At 33.1% G+C, this 15,082-nt stretch carries 13 protein-coding genes; 4 read left to right on the forward strand and 9 right to left on the reverse strand.

Annotated features, from left to right (window positions below; translation table 11 throughout):
- Positions 1-180: 180 nt before the first annotated feature.
- On the forward strand, positions 181-918 hold the full coding sequence (locus F6U93_RS00570; protein WP_150935807.1) for an NYN domain-containing protein: 738 nt from the start codon (positions 181-183) through the stop codon (positions 916-918).
- Between the two features lie 99 nt (positions 919-1,017).
- Here the strand turns inward: F6U93_RS00570 and F6U93_RS00575 are convergent, their stop codons facing one another.
- The 6 genes from F6U93_RS00575 to gcvT form a co-directional block, all read right to left on the reverse strand.
- A complete protein-coding gene (locus F6U93_RS00575) occupies positions 1,018-2,004 on the reverse strand; it encodes a Gfo/Idh/MocA family protein (protein WP_150935809.1) in 987 nt (328 codons plus the stop codon).
- 371 nt (positions 2,005-2,375) lie between these two features.
- Complete coding sequence (locus F6U93_RS00580) at positions 2,376-3,095, reverse strand: YebC/PmpR family DNA-binding transcriptional regulator (protein ID WP_150935811.1); 720 nt, start codon at positions 3,093-3,095, stop codon at positions 2,376-2,378.
- Positions 3,096-3,201: 106 nt separating this feature from the next.
- Positions 3,202-3,495 (reverse strand): 4a-hydroxytetrahydrobiopterin dehydratase, encoded by a 294-nt coding sequence (locus F6U93_RS00585; protein WP_150935813.1) that lies wholly within the window; start codon positions 3,493-3,495, stop codon positions 3,202-3,204.
- 57 nt (positions 3,496-3,552) lie between these two features.
- Positions 3,553-4,386 carry a sugar nucleotide-binding protein gene (locus tag F6U93_RS00590; protein WP_150935815.1) on the reverse strand — a complete coding sequence of 278 codons (834 nt, stop codon included), beginning with the start codon at positions 4,384-4,386 and terminating at the stop codon, positions 3,553-3,555.
- Positions 4,387-4,411: 25 nt separating this feature from the next.
- Positions 4,412-5,326, reverse strand: a complete 915-nt coding sequence (locus tag F6U93_RS00595; protein ID WP_150935817.1) for a glutaminase — start codon at positions 5,324-5,326, stop codon at positions 4,412-4,414.
- A gap of 2 nt (positions 5,327-5,328) precedes the next feature.
- Positions 5,329-6,411 (reverse strand): glycine cleavage system aminomethyltransferase GcvT, encoded by a 1,083-nt coding sequence (gene gcvT, locus F6U93_RS00600; protein ID WP_150935818.1) that lies wholly within the window; start codon positions 6,409-6,411, stop codon positions 5,329-5,331.
- 285 nt (positions 6,412-6,696) lie between these two features.
- Between gcvT and F6U93_RS00605 the strand changes: the two genes are divergently transcribed.
- Together F6U93_RS00605 and F6U93_RS00610 are read left to right on the forward strand one after the other, a co-directional pair.
- Entirely contained in the window at positions 6,697-8,430 is a 1,734-nt protein-coding gene (locus F6U93_RS00605; RefSeq protein WP_150935821.1) for an ATP-binding response regulator, read from the forward strand.
- A 127-nt stretch (positions 8,431-8,557) separates the two neighbouring features.
- Complete coding sequence (locus tag F6U93_RS00610; protein ID WP_150935823.1) at positions 8,558-10,030, forward strand: carbohydrate porin; 1,473 nt, start codon at positions 8,558-8,560, stop codon at positions 10,028-10,030.
- An 11-nt stretch (positions 10,031-10,041) separates the two neighbouring features.
- Here the strand turns inward: F6U93_RS00610 and F6U93_RS00615 are convergent, their stop codons facing one another.
- Positions 10,042-10,659: a sugar transferase gene (locus F6U93_RS00615; protein WP_150935825.1), complete on the reverse strand. Its 618-nt coding sequence runs from the start codon at positions 10,657-10,659 to the stop codon at positions 10,042-10,044.
- A 36-nt stretch (positions 10,660-10,695) separates the two neighbouring features.
- On the reverse strand, positions 10,696-11,841 hold the full coding sequence (locus F6U93_RS00620; protein ID WP_150935827.1) for a glycosyltransferase family 4 protein: 1,146 nt from the start codon (positions 11,839-11,841) through the stop codon (positions 10,696-10,698).
- A gap of 531 nt (positions 11,842-12,372) precedes the next feature.
- Here F6U93_RS00620 and F6U93_RS00625 point away from each other — a divergent pair.
- Entirely contained in the window at positions 12,373-14,112 is a 1,740-nt protein-coding gene (locus F6U93_RS00625; RefSeq protein ID WP_150935829.1) for a right-handed parallel beta-helix repeat-containing protein, read from the forward strand.
- Between the two features lie 83 nt (positions 14,113-14,195).
- Here F6U93_RS00625 and F6U93_RS00630 read toward each other — a convergent pair whose 3' ends face one another.
- On the reverse strand, positions 14,196-14,897 hold the full coding sequence (locus tag F6U93_RS00630; protein ID WP_150935832.1) for a hypothetical protein: 702 nt from the start codon (positions 14,895-14,897) through the stop codon (positions 14,196-14,198).
- Positions 14,898-15,082: the final 185 nt, after the last annotated feature.

Genomic DNA, 15,082 nt, shown 5'->3' on the forward strand with positions numbered 1-15,082 from the left:
ATTCTAAGTTTTCAGTGATTATATTTTAATCATTTTTGCACTTCAGGATGAACTTCATTAACTGAAATCTAGGTAAGCTTCTCTTTAAAAAAAAATTAAAAGTATTTATAAAGCCTTATTTGTGAAATAAATTGAAGTAATTCCGTTTATAGAATTTCAAATTAGGCTATATTTATAACTATGATAAAAGACACAAAAATTGCAGTTTTAATTGATGGTGATAATATCCCAGCAAAGTACATTTCTGAAATGATGGAAGAAATTACTAAATACGGTACACCTACCATTAAAAGGATTTATGGTGATTGGACAAAGCCTTATTTAGCGAAATGGAAAACTGTTCTTCTTGAAAATGCGATTACTCCAATTCAACAATACGGATATACCACAGGGAAAAATGCAACAGACTCAGCGATGATTATTGATGCTATGGATGTTTTGTATTCTGAAAAAGTTGATGGCTTTTGTTTAGTATCTTCAGATAGTGATTTTACTAAACTGGCTACCCGATTAAGGGAGGCAGGTTTAGTGGTTTACGGAATGGGTGAGAAAAAGACTCCCAATCCATTTATTGTGGCTTGTGATAAGTTTATATATTTAGAAATTCTAAAGAAAGATGCGCCCCATCCGAAACAAGTTGATGGTTCAGAAAAAACAAAAGAAAATTTATATAATATTACGCCTAAGGTTATTCAGTTCTTGAAAAATGCTGTAGATGATTGTGCAGATGATGATGGCTGGGCTTTTTTAGGTGATGTAGGTTCTTTAATTATTAAAAAGCAGCCTAATTTTGATTCACGTAATTTTGGTTTTCAGAAATTAACACCGCTTTTTAAATCTTTGGATCAATTTGAATTGGAACAGCGAGATCAAACTAACGGACGTTTTAAACTGATTTATGTAAAGAATAAAGGCTAATTATTAAGCACTGAAGAAACATCGAAGTTTTGAATAATTTTATAGAGATCAGTATTTAAATACTGACCTCTATTGATTTAAGTAAAATATGGTTTCTTACTAAAGTTCACCCAGTATTTTATCCATTACCCAACTTGTATGCAAGGCTGTTTCTCCTGTAGAAGGATGGGTTTTACTCGGATCTTGAAAATAGTACATCATATTTTCAACATGTGTGAATTGAATATGTTTTGGGTTTTCAATAAAAACTTCTTTTTTCAGGGATTCACACTTTAGGATGATGGGCTTTTCATGAAATACAGAAAATTTTATGGTGCCTTTTGAACCATAAATTGTGACTTTGTCAATATGCTCATTACAACCAAAGTTCCAAGTTCCTGAGCCTGTAACACCTGATTCATGTAACCAATTTGCACTCACAGCATCTTTTGCAGTGTATAAGTTTTGCTGGTTGACACTAATGCCATTAGCTTCTTTTATATTGCCGAAAAAGTAAGTGTACAAGTCTAATTCGTGACTAGCTAAATCGTCAAAGTATCCTCCTGGTGCAATATTTTCATCTGTTCGCCAATTGTATGTTTTAGACATATCAATTTCACTTGGAGGCTTGCTTAAATGTGAAGTAATATGTCTCACTTCGCCTATATACCCTTGATCAATCCATGATTTTATTTTTAAAAATCTAGGAAGTGATCGTCTATAATAAGCAACAAATAGGGGAAGGTTATTTTCATTAAAAGCCTTATAAATTTCTAAACTATCCTTGTAGCAAGGAGCAAGAGGTTTTTCTATACAACAAGGTTTTCCTGCGGCTGCAACTTTTAAGGCGTAGTACTTATGTGAATCAGGTGGTGTGGCAATGTAAACCGCGTCTACATTGTCATCATTTATAAGGGCATCAGCATCGGTGTAGTAGGTATCAACATTATGACGTTTTGCATAATCTTTAACTTTGTCTGCGTTTCGGCGCATAACTGCAGAAATGGTAAAACCATTGGTGATCTTGTAGGCAGGGCCACTTTTAATTTCAGTGACATTACCGCAACCAATAATTCCCCATCTCAAGTCTTTGGATAACTCTTTCATGGTAGTATGTGTTCTTTAAGTAGTGGTTTGTACATTCACACAACCTGATCTGGTAAGGTATCAGATTGCATACAAGCGTACTTTAGTTTAGTTGTGCATCTAAAATACTAATAAAAATGCATTAGCTGAATTAAAAAGATAATTCATTTTAGTTAATTTTTGAAGATTTCACCAAAACATTTAGTAAGTATTCATATTCAAAACTTTAAGTATGCTATTTGTGAGATTTTAATAAAAACTCAGCTTATTTGAAGTATTTAAAAAATGTGGATTTAGTTTTTTACTATGGTTATTTAGAGTAAGTTAAATAGTAACGTTATCAATAGATGTCAAAAAAAAAGAGAGCCATTAAGCTCTCTTTTAAAAATATTTTATTCAGCAGTTTCTTCCATGGTATGGTACACGTTTTGGACATCGTCGTCCTCTTCGAGTTTTTCAAGTAGTTTGTCTACGTCGGCAGCCTGTTCTGTAGATAAAGGTTTTGTTACTTGTGGGATGCGCTCAAATCCGGAAGATAGGATCTCAATATCTCGGCTTTCCAATTCAGCTTGAATAGCACCAAAACTTTCAAAAGGGGCATAGATTAAGATGCCATCATCATCGGCGAAAACTTCTTCAGCACCAAAATCTATAAATTCTAATTCCAGCTCTTCAGGATCTAAACCTTCGGCATTAATTCTAAAGTTACAAGTATGATCGAACATAAAAACCACAGAGCCTGAAGTTCCTAAACTTCCGTCACACTTATTGAAATAGCTTCTTACATTAGCCACAGTACGTGTATTGTTATCTGTAGCCGTTTCAACTAAAACCGCAATACCATGCGGGGCATAGCCTTCAAAAATAACTTCTTTATAATCACCTTGATTTTTATCGCTTGCTCTTTTTATGGCGCGTTCTACATTGTCTTTAGGCATGTTTACTGCCTTGGCATTTTGTATTACAGCACGTAAGCGGGCATTACTATCTGGATCTGGACCGCCTTCTTTTACGGCCATTACAATGTCTTTACCAATACGTGTAAAGGCTTTACTCATTGCCGACCAACGTTTCATCTTTCTTGCCTTTCTAAATTCGAAAGCTCTTCCCATAATTATATAAGTTATTCTGCCTAGGCTGGCATTATGTTAATTTTAATAAATTGATATTAAGTTTCGCAAATTTAAAAACCTTAAAATCAAAAACAAATAATTAGTCTTAATCTTCTTCGGGTTCTACAATTTGCTCAATGGCTCTAGCTAACTCAAAATCTTTTTTGGTAACGCCATTAGCACTGTGTGTAGATAACGAAATGGTAAGCACGTTGTAAACGTTTGTCCAATTTGGGTGATGGTCTAGCGCTTCACATTCAAAAGCAATTCTACTCATTGCGCTAAAGCAATCTTTAAAGTTTTCAAATTCAAATTCACTATGAATGGCATTATCGAAATATTCCCAATCTGGTAAACGAAGTAATTTTTTTTCAATGTCTTGTTCTGATAGTTTACTCATAATTTGGTATCCTTTTTAAATTAAGTACAATTTACGCAATTGCAATTAGGGAATCAACTATAATTTTAAATCAGCTAAGATTTCATCACTTTTTAGTTGAAGATGTTTAGGGAGTTTATTGAATTTGGGTAAAACAGCGAGATAGCGCTCGTCATTAGTGGTGTAGACTTGCTTAAATTTTGCTTTTTGCTCCAGGTCATAACTAGCTATAATTTCCTTTACAAAATCATCATGATGTACCAAATCTTCACTTCCTAAGTGAAAAATTCCAGATTTATCGCGGTTGATGATGTAATGAATTTGTTGTGTCACTTTAGAGTCGTTTGTCACATTCATCACAAGATTAGGGAATATTTCAATGGGCTCATTGGCTTTGAAAAAATGCAGTATTTCTTGAATTCTAGGTGATTGTGCCCCAAAAACCATTGGAAGCCTGATAATAGCTACTTTGTCTGAAGGTAATCGTAATAGTAGGTTCTCTATTTTAATTTTAAAATGTCCGAAAATACTATGACTGTAGGTTTTATCTAATTCGTAACTTGGGAACTTACTATAGGCGTCAAATACGTTGGCTGAAGATAGAAATAGCAACTTAACAGGATTGTGCAATACATATTCAGCCAGATGCTGATGTAGTAACACTTGTTTGGAAAAATCACCACGAAGTGCAGAAATAAGAACTGTAGGCTTAACGATATCAAGAATTTCGTAGATATCATCTTCCTCAAAATTATATTGAAAAAAATGATTGTTCTTTTCTAAAGCACGATTACTAATATTATAGGTGCCAAAGGTTCTAAAATAGGGGCAGAGTTCTTTGTAAATAGCGCCTCCTAAAAATCCGCTACCTCCTAATATCAATATTCTATGTTTGTCCTCTCGTTTTAACATAAATAACCCGTGACATTTTAAACATCTAAAAAATGGATAATTTGGTTTTGGTGGTGAATTCCTCTAAAGCGAGCATGCCTAGCTTAGAGTTTCCTTTTTTATTTAAGCCAGGGGACCAAACGGTAATTATAAATTTTTCAGGTAAAAGTGCTACAATGCCACCGCCAACACCACTTTTACCAGGTAACCCTACCTCAAAGGCAAATTCACCAGCCTCATCGTAAAATCCGCAAGTAAGCATTAATGCGTTAATACGTTTGACCTGCTGGTTGGTAATTTGCACCTTATTTTGTAAGCAGCTTCCTTTGTTACTAAAAAAGTAAAAGGCCTTAGATAGCTGGCTACAGGTCATTTCTATGGCGCATTGGTGAAAGTAGAAATCTAAAACTTCCTCAACAGGATTATTCAGATTATTAAAAGATTTTAAAAGATTTGCAGTGGCATAGTTTTTAAAACCAGTAAGTTTTTCTGAATTGGCAACTTCCTTATTATAGTTGATGCTTTGGTCGTTTGTTAAAGTTCGGATGTATTCTAAAAAATCAGCCTTTGGGTTTTTTAAATTTGAAACTAATATATCGGCTATAACAATAGCACCTGCGTTTATGAAAGGGTTTCTAGGAATACCATTTTCAACTTCAATTAAGGCTAAATAATTAAACGGGTTTCCGCTAGGTTCAACATCAACGCGTTTCCAAATATCTTCGCCAATAAGTGACATGGCTTTTGCTAAGGCTAAAACTTTTGATATACTTTGAATTGAAAATGGTTTTTCAAAATCACCAATACCAAAAGTTTCACCTGCGGAAGTTCTTAAATGTATACCGAAATTATCACGATTTACATGAGCCAATTCTGGGATGTACGAAGCTACAACACCTTTATCTTCAGTGTTTTTTGTATCTTGATAAATGGTATTTAGAATGGCTTGATAGTCGTGCATATTTATGACTTATAAAACGGTAGTTTAACTACAGTAGCCGGAACCGCTTTTTTTCTAATTTGAATATTTATTTTGCTATCAACCGCTATGAAATCGGTAGGAACATAACCTAAACCAATGCCTTTCCCTATACTAGGAGACATGGTTCCCGAAGTCACATTTCCGATTTTATTACCTATTTCATCAACAATATCATAACCTTGACGCGGAATACCTCTTTCGTCTAATTCAAAGGCAATTAACTTACGTTTTGGACCTTCTTCTTTTTGAGCTTTTAAGGCTTCAGAGTTAGTAAAGTCTTTGGTGAATTTTGTAATCCAACCTAAACCAGCTTCAATAGGCGAGGTGGTGTCATCAATATCATTGCCATATAAGCAATAGCCCATTTCTAAACGAAGCGTATCACGAGCGGCTAGTCCTATTGGTTTGATACCATATTCTGCACCAGCTTCAAATACTTTATCCCATACTTGTTGGGCTTCACTGTTTTTACAGTAAATTTCAAATCCGCCACTACCTGTATAACCAGTTGCTGAAATAATGACGTTTTCAATACCTGCAAAATCACCAACTACAAAATTGTAAAATTTAATAGCTGCTAAGTCATGACTTGTAATGCTTTGCATAGCCTCAATAGCTTTTGGTCCTTGAATGGCTAAAAGCGAATAGTCATCACTTAAATTCCTCATGGTAGCACCAACATCATTTTTAGACTGAATCCAGTTCCAGTCTTTTTCAATATTACTTGCGTTGACCACTAGTAAATACGTTTCTTCTTTAATTTTATAGATGATTAAATCATCAACAATGCCGCCATCATCATTAGGTAAACAACTGTATTGAGCTTTTCCTATAGTTAATTTTGAAGCATCATTACTTGATACTTTTTGAATTAAAGCTAATGCATGTTCCCCTTCAACTAAAAATTCACCCATGTGAGATACATCAAAAACACCCACCGAATTTCTAACAGTTTCATGCTCTAAATTAACCCCTTCATATTGTACGGGCATGTTGTATCCTGCAAATGGAACCATTTTGGCTCCAAGAGCAATGTGTGTTTCGGTTAAAGCTGTATTATTCATTTTATGTATTTTTGAGTGTTGCACAAAAGTATTGAAATTTATCTGGTTTAATTGGCGGTACTTTTGTTAAATACCGTTAAAAAGTGAAGTGTTTTATGGGGAGGATAGAAGGGGTTTTCCAATTATTACTAATGAAATTTAAGTCATATTTTTAGATTTTTTACTGAATTATGATCTTTTTAATCTAAATAAGAATAAAATCTATGCATTTTTAAGAATAACTTTAAAGTTAAAATTTGCATATAACTGTCTATTATACTTATTTTTGAGTCTTGCTATCTCTCAATGACACAAACACTCCATACACTTAAATTTAAAGATTTAATACGTAAAACTTCTTTTAAGTTAGCAGTAAATATTTATTTAGCCGCTATACTATTTAACTTGTATTATGCCTATATCAGTTTTGAAAAAGGTATGACAGCATCTTTTCTCCTAATATTATTACCATTAATAAGTTTCACAATTAGTGTTTACGCTTTTGTTGTAAAGCGTAATTATTTGGTAGGACCTTATATTGTTTTTTTGTTTTTGGGCACTGCTACTGCAGGATTAACTTATTTAGAAGGTATCATGTCGGGGTATTATTGGTTCCAATTCGGATTACTTTTTTCATTGCCCTACGTCATTCGTAGAGAAGTCTATTTTAAAAAACATACTAGCACGCTTTATGCGATTATGTTAGCTTTTTTAGTGGTAATGTTTTTAATCTCTCCCATGTATTCCGAATATTACCCAAATTTATCTAAAGAGCAGATTCATTATCGTTTCATGCTAAATTCTGTAGTTAATTTTGGGGTTATGATGGTTTTTTCACTTCAAGCATTATCTTATAATAAATCAGTAATTAAAAAGATTTCCTTTGATAAAGAGCATGCCGAAATTGAAAAGGTCAGACGTACCATGGTATTATCTAATTTAGGGCATGAATTGCGTACTCAAATTAACAGCATTAATGGGGTTACACAGTTGATTTTAGGTAATGACACTAAAGAAGTTAAAAACAAGAAATACTTTGAGATTTTAGATCACTGTAATAACAACATGTTATTATTGGTGAATGACATGTTAGATGTGCATAAAATTGAGTCAGGACTTTTTGAACTGGACAATGAACCTAAGCAGGTTCACACTTTTTTAAATAAAATTACGGTTCCGTTTATCAATAAGGCAGAAGAGAAAAATTTAGAACTAGAATCTTATATTGACTCAAAACTCAATGGTTTAACAGTTGATGTAGACGGAAAACGTCTTGCGCAAGTGATTTATAACCTCATATCAAACGCTATAAAATTTACAGAGCAAGGAGGTATTACATTTTCAGCTAAGGTTATTGATTTAAATGAGCGTGCGGTTCAAATTGAATTTGAAGTTAGAGACACGGGAATAGGAATTGCTCCAAAAAATTTAAAAAGAGTTTTTGAAAGTTTTCAGCAGATTAAAAATGAAAAGAACCCTGTGTATGGCGGTACTGGTTTAGGTTTGTCTATTTCTCAATCCATCATTAAAGCGATGGGGTCTGAAATAAAAATAGAAAGTGCTATTAATAGAGGAACACGTTTTTACTTTCCGTTAAGTCTCGATTTAACAACCTTAGAGAAAAAAAGTAAAAAGGATAGTGATGCGTTTAATGATGATTTCAAATTAAATTTAAACATCTTATTGGTTGAAGACAATATGGTGAGCATGATGTATGCTAAAAAGCTCTTGAAAAAGCATGTGCTTAATATTCATGAAGCCACAAATGGTATAGAGGCTATTGAAAAAGTTAAAGATAATAACGAGATCAATTTAGTGCTTTTAGATCTTGAGATGCCTAAAATGAATGGTTTTAAAGCAATCACACATATTAAAAAATTAAGACCTCATGTTAGAGTGGTTGCGTTTACCGCGAATATTCCGAGTACAGAATTTGTGGCTGAATTAGAAAATCTCGGATTTGATGATATCCTATCTAAACCCTTTAGTAGAGAAGATCTTTTTGCAGTTTTGAAACATGATACCAAACAACTCGTTTAGTTATACAATAAGCTATAGTTATGGCTAAGGTGGTTTATTTATTTCCTAAAGAAGTTAGATTAATGGCAAAAAAAGAGATTGATTCTAATAAACTTTACTTGTATATTTGTTAGAAACCAACCAAACCATGAACCAAAACCTTTCTTTACTCATTGATAATCAGTGTTTTTTTAAAAGGTTTTATTTCATAGGGCTTCTTTTTATTATAAGTTTCAATAGTTATTCTCAAATAAATTATGAATACGCCAAGAACAAGAATTTCTATTTAGGCTCTTATGGTAGAGTAGGTGTTGATTGGACTTTTGAAAATGGTGGATCGGTTGGAAGACGTCTTAACCTTAACAACATGGGAAGTATTGGTGGTCGATTAGAAGAACAGGATTACTTGGAATTGGTTCCTAATTTGGTTTTCACACCACAAAAAGGTGATAGTACCGAAATTCATGTACAAATACGATTATCAGCCTATTCTACAAGTTTAACTTCTATTGGAAACACTTCTACATCAAGTGTTGGGGGCTTAACATTGGCCTTACCTGAAATATATGCTGAAGCGAGAAATATAAGAGGGGCAGGCTTAAATGTATGGATTGGTTCCAGAATGTACCGGGGTGCTGATGCTCATATTGCAGATCATTTTTATTTTAATGATCACTCAGGTCAAGGTGTAGGTGCGGAATATAAAAAAACGAGGTTAGCGACTATTTTCGTGGCTTCAGTAGATACGACGTCTACTTTACCACCATATTTTTATCTTAATATTAAAACAGGGACACCAAGCGCTTCCTTAAGACAGCGTACTGTTTTTATTGGTGAACACGATTTCACTATTGATAATAATAACAGTTTCACAGCTCTTGCAGAATATCATCACATGGAAAGCGGAGAAAATGAAGCTTTAAATGATGACACTGAAGATAATTTAGAAGATGCTGTAAATTACCCCTCTGATTATGGTTACGTGTTGGGTGTACGTTATCATAGGAATTTTAAAAAACTAAAATCAGGTTCTTTTAATGATTTTACTTTGCGGTATGGTGCTGGTATTGCCAATGGTGGCGATGGAGGTTTATCAAAAACCTGGCTCACTTTTGGAGCGCCTGATAACCATAGTTTAACATTTAAAGGTGCTTATTCATTAGCCTTAGTAAATCATACCGTATTAAACATATCACGTAATTATACCTTTAATGGCTATGTTATTTATACAAAGAGTAAAGGAGGCTCTGATTTAGATAATCTTGCGCCAACTTATTTTGATCAGGAAGTTTATAATAGAAAAACGGATTTTACGGTAGGTTCTAGACACGAATTTTTTCTTACTGATTATTTTCATTTAATGGCAGAATTGCATTACTCTCAACGAAAGGATGGTACAAACCCATATGCTTCAATGACTAAACTTAGTATTGCACCTGTTTTAGTGCCTACAGGGTTGCGTGATATTTGGGCGAGGCCACATTTAAGATTTGTAGCTTCCGTAGCGCGTTATAATGATTATGCCATGAAAAGCTTATATTCACCTTATTTACAGTTTACGGGTGAAAATAGATGGGGTTATTATTTGGGCTTTAAAGCCGAGTGGTGGCTATGGAAATAATGTTTTAATGTTTATGCCTTTTGAGCTCTAACAATATGAAGTGGGGCCTGAATTTCGTTTAAATCTACAGAAACATCGCTAGGTGAAAGTACACGATTAGCTGTTTTTAGTAGAATTTGGAAATCTAACTGCCAAGACAAATGATCTACATAATACACGTCATACTCTAGTTTTTTATCCCAGTCCAAGAAATTTCTGCCATTTACCTGTGCGTAACCTGTAATTCCTGGTCTTACTTGATGTCTTTTCTTTTCTATGCTAGTGTAATATGGTAGATAAATTGGTAAAAATGGGCGTGGCCCTACAAGTGACATATCGCCCTTTAATACATTTATAAGTTGCGGAATCTCATCCAGAGAAGTTTTTCGAATGAAATTTCCAAATTTAGTAACGCGCTCGGCGTCTGGCAATAAATTTCCAGAGGCATCTTTTTTATCGGTCATCGATTTGAATTTGATGATGCTAAAAATCTGTTCATTTAAGCCAGGACGTTTTTGAAAAAAAAATGGATTAGATTTATTTGTGAACAGAAGAATCAAGTATACTGTAATAAAAACAGGAGATAAAACTATAAGTCCGAAAAAAGCACTAAAGAAGTCAATAAAACGTTTAATAAATTTAGCGTACATGGTGAGCAGTTGGATAGTTAGTAAAAGTTTTCTTCGTTAGGTTAAATTCTGGTATTCTTTTAATAAAGCTTCCCAAATCACTTTGCGTTCGAAATGCTTGATTATAAATTGTCTGGACTTTTCACCCATAGTTTTGGCTTTTTCTGGGTTAGCTAAAATAGTTTCCATAGCCATATACAAGGCTTCCGTGTTTTTGGGAGGGATAATTAATCCAGAAACATTTTCTTGAATAATTTCATTACAACCATTAATATCTGACACTATTCCAGGGAGTTCCATGGCACCTGCTTGAAGCACTACATTAGGAAAACCTTCACGGTAACTTGGGAAAACCAAGCAGTCTGAAATAGAAAGATATGGTCTCACGTCATTTTTCCAACCCGGATTAACGATGTTTTTATTTGTTTTAATAGCTTTTAGACTTTCTGGTTTTAAAGGATCTAGATGACTTTCATAACTTCCAACTAATAATAATTTTATATGCTGGTATTTCTGTGATAGTTTTGAAAAAGCAGCAATCAACTCATTGATACCTTTATCGGTTACTAATCGTCCAACAAAAACAAAAACAAAATCATCCTCAGTAAAACCAAGATCCTTTCTTAAGTCTTTTAAGTCATTATTGAATTCAGGAGAAAAGTGCTTCGTGTCTATCCCATTAGAGCTACCATTGCCTATGACCTTGAGTTTTGCTTTAGACGTGAATTTATTGTCCAAAATAATATCATGAAGCCCTTTAGAGTTAGGATACACTTTAGTTGCGCAAGTGTAGGTTAGTTTTTCTGCATTATTTAAAATAGTACGTTTAAAACCTGTAGCCTCTAATAAAGGCATACCTGCAACTGTATGTAAACGGTGAGGAACACCAGCTAGTTTAGCGGCCAACATGGCAACAATACCAGCCTTTGGCGTATGTGAATGTATTATATCCGGTTTTTCTTTTTTTAAAACCTTATAAAGTTTCCAAACACTTTTTAAATCTTTTGCCGGTGTTATTTGTCTAGTGAGTTCTATGGGTATCATAGGAATTCCCTCTAGTTTAGCTACGTCATTTATATCGTTTCCGTCTGGTGAAGAAGCCCCAATGACCTCAAAATGATTGGACATAAATTGACATTGCCCTGAAAGCAATATGTTTAATGAGTAGGGTACCGTTGTTACTCTAAACAACTTTTTTTTCATGTTTTTTCGTCCTGAAATTCAGAGTTTGAAAGTATAAAACTTAATTAATATTTAAAAGTAAAACAGTGTTTCATTTTAAGATTTATTAAACATTATTTTAATTCTTTGTCTTATAGCTGTTTGTTGTTTGTCGATCATTTTAAAAAGAAGATGTCATTGTCTTAATAGTTTGATGTACAGTTTATTAAATGGATATCTACTCCTTAGGAAGGCTTATTTGAATAAAACAAAAACATATAATACAGGTTGTTTATATTACTTATTGATATATAGTGTTTTACATGAGTTATATGTTGTTAAAAATATTTTTTTTAAATAAATAAAATCCAAAATATAGAATAGTACGTAGCTCTAAGAGTGAAAAGATTCAAAAAATAGTGTAATTCAGCTAATTAATTTACATTTCACCGATTTTTTAGTTTAATTTATGTATTTTGTCGATGAAATAGAATGTTTTAACGATATTTTTTTGATGATTTTTCTATTTATTATTTAGACCAAATTATTTACGTACTACAAATCATTACCTTTATGAAAACAAATTATAACCTTATGTTGCTCGCTTTAATTTTACTTTTTGTCACGACATCTTGTAATACTGAAGAACTACTTGTTGAAGATGCGCTTGAAGAAAATCAAGAAGAAATTACCGAAGAAGAAAAAGGAGACATTGAGCTGAATGAAAAGGAATTCACCTTTATCCCAGAACGTTGGGGTATTGTTGAAGGTGTTGTAGACTCTAATACGGCACTTAAAAACAGAGATATTTTAGAATCAATAATGCTGGAAGCCAAATCTAACGGTTTTACGACTTTTAAAATAGGTGCAATGGATGCTTACTTTGAGGTTGGTCTTGTAACAAGCGGCACATCGAATCAAAATTTTTATGCGACTAGAGAAGCTATAAATGTCCCTTCTGATTTTAATTTAGTGATGACTGAGAATACCCACCTACGTGTACAGCCAAATAATGCCCCACAATATTGCTTATTAGCCTTAAGAGATGTTAGTAATGTTACAGTTAAAGGGGGGAATTTATATGGAGATCGTGATCAACATGATTATTCTGGAGGAGGACAGCATGGTTCTCATGAGTGGGGTAACGTTATGGAATTACATGCAGCAAAGAATTCTATCGTAGAGAATGTAACAATGAAATATGGTTCTGGAGATGGACTTAGAATTTCTAGCTTAAAGCATGCATGGGAGGCAGATTATAATGCTTCTCACACTTTAATGGTTCGTAATTGCACTTTTGATAGTAATAGAAGAAATAATATTTCTATTGTTGACGGTTATAATATTGATATAGACAATAATTTAATTATAAATGCAGGGGTTGATACTCCTAATTCTACTGGAGCGGCTCCTAAATTCGGACTTGACGTAGAAGCAGTTCGTGAAGCTGATGGTAATGGTGGATATATCTATTGGCAGAAGGCTGAGGATATTCGAATAACTAATAATACTGAACGCGGTAGCGCTGCTGGAGGCTTTATAGTGTTTATTGGTTATGATGTAACTTTGGAAGGTAACTATTCTGAAAGTGGCTTAAGTTATACTTATGCGCATGGTACCAAAATTATTAATAACACTATTATAGATCCAACAGGTAATGGAGGAGTTGGAGTAAAAGGTGGTAAAAACTCAGATTCTCAATCTATTTATAACAATATTATTGCGGGAAACACTATTAAAGGATTTGAGACTGGAATAAATGTTAGTAATAGGGATGTAGAGGTTTACGATAATGCGATAGACGATTTTGTAAACGGAATCTACCCTATTAATTTATCCGATTCTAAAATTTATAATAATACATTAAAAAGTTCAAGAGATAAAAGTAAAGGAATTTATGTTTATGGTTCTGATATGAATAATGTCATATTTGAAAATAATAATATTTCAGCACTTGCTAATTCTCTTAAAATTGAAAGATGTAACAATTCAGGAGAAGCTTTAGATTATTCGTTTATTGTTAAAGGTAACACTTTTACCTCCCCTAATTACACTAGAATTAATGATGTTTCTGGAGTAGAATTCCTTAATAATACGTTTTATCACGGTCTTCATATTTATGATTCTGATGACTTAAATTTTACAAATAATAAAATTTCTAGAGATGGACATGACGGTATACGTTTTAGAAATACTAACACTAATATGTTGTTAGTTGGGAATAACATCTCAGTTGGCTCGAAAACATGCGTGCGTATTGATTCTAGTACTCAGGCGAGTCAAATAAAAGAATCCAATACTTCTTGTAATTAAAAGATTTAGATCCTCATCTATAAAAAATGTGCCCCTAAAGTTTTAGGAGCACATTTTTTATTTTAAAATCTTTAGTTTCTAAGTTAAACAAAATATCCTAATATCCGTACAAACGGAATGGCTATTAAGGGCAAAGCAATAAACACCAACATGTAAAAGATAGAAGCTTTTGTAATTTGATTTTCTTTAGTAGACTGAATATAGCCTAAGGCTGCTAATATAATAGCAAACCCATAAACTGTTGCAATAGGGTAAGTAGTGATTATAAATGCAATAAGAAAAACATTTCTGTATTTTGAGAGTGAAAATTTACTAGGTAAACAAAATGAAATGGCAATCATCCCTTCAATAAAAATTGTCCAATAAGATATAATGAGTCCGATTGTTTTTAAATTTTCAACCCCATTTAATTTAAACGAAAAAGTGGTGTTATTTGTATTTAGTAAATGATCAATATTTGCAGCATTTTCAAGGAGTAGGGTAGGGTTAACTCCTGCAACATAGGAGGTGAAACCAAAAAACCTTGGATCGGTTGTATTTGTGAATTCAAAAAAACCACCGTTTAAAAATTCTGGTGCTAAAAACTTACCAATTACGGCAAATAAAAAACACAAGCCTATAATATATTTGGCCTGATCCCTGAGCTTTGATAGGATTTCATCTTCTTTAAAAAAGAAAAACAATAAGCATATAGAAACTAACACATAAGCGTAGATATGCTTATGGTTTGGTACATAACCATCTAAATCAAAGATTAAATATGGAAATGCACTAATCAAAGCCATGATCAGCCAAAAAAATTTGTTTAATAGTACCTTTTGGAATAACAATGCTGGTACAATGATAACGGGCATAAAAATACCCAGAACAGCGTTATCATTCATTTTCAAAAGCATAATTAACAGAATCATTTTTAATATTAATATTAATGATGATTGTTCGTTTAAGGTATGTTTTTGAGAAGAACGAT

It is taken from the genome of Pseudotamlana haliotis (assembly GCF_008806375.1).
Lineage (GTDB): Bacteria > Bacteroidota > Bacteroidia > Flavobacteriales > Flavobacteriaceae > Pseudotamlana > Pseudotamlana haliotis.

Coding starts and splice junctions, on each gene's coding strand:
- F6U93_RS00595 (WP_150935817.1), bottom strand. CDS start 5,326: ATGCACGACTATCAAGCCATTCTAAATACCATTTATCAAGATACAAAA.
- gcvT (WP_150935818.1), bottom strand. CDS start 6,411: ATGAATAATACAGCTTTAACCGAAACACACATTGCTCTTGGAGCCAAA.
- F6U93_RS00590 (WP_150935815.1), bottom strand. CDS start 4,386: ATGTTAAAACGAGAGGACAAACATAGAATATTGATATTAGGAGGTAGC.
- F6U93_RS00630 (WP_150935832.1), bottom strand. CDS start 14,897: ATGGCTTTGATTAGTGCATTTCCATATTTAATCTTTGATTTAGATGGT.
- F6U93_RS00570 (WP_150935807.1), top strand. CDS start 181: ATGATAAAAGACACAAAAATTGCAGTTTTAATTGATGGTGATAATATC.
- F6U93_RS00585 (WP_150935813.1), bottom strand. CDS start 3,495: ATGAGTAAACTATCAGAACAAGACATTGAAAAAAAATTACTTCGTTTA.
- F6U93_RS00580 (WP_150935811.1), bottom strand. CDS start 3,095: ATGGGAAGAGCTTTCGAATTTAGAAAGGCAAGAAAGATGAAACGTTGG.
- F6U93_RS00610 (WP_150935823.1), top strand. CDS start 8,558: ATGAACCAAAACCTTTCTTTACTCATTGATAATCAGTGTTTTTTTAAA.
- F6U93_RS00620 (WP_150935827.1), bottom strand. CDS start 11,841: ATGAAAAAAAAGTTGTTTAGAGTAACAACGGTACCCTACTCATTAAAC.
- F6U93_RS00605 (WP_150935821.1), top strand. CDS start 6,697: ATGACACAAACACTCCATACACTTAAATTTAAAGATTTAATACGTAAA.
- F6U93_RS00625 (WP_150935829.1), top strand. CDS start 12,373: ATGAAAACAAATTATAACCTTATGTTGCTCGCTTTAATTTTACTTTTT.
- F6U93_RS00615 (WP_150935825.1), bottom strand. CDS start 10,659: ATGTACGCTAAATTTATTAAACGTTTTATTGACTTCTTTAGTGCTTTT.
- F6U93_RS00575 (WP_150935809.1), bottom strand. CDS start 2,004: ATGAAAGAGTTATCCAAAGACTTGAGATGGGGAATTATTGGTTGCGGT.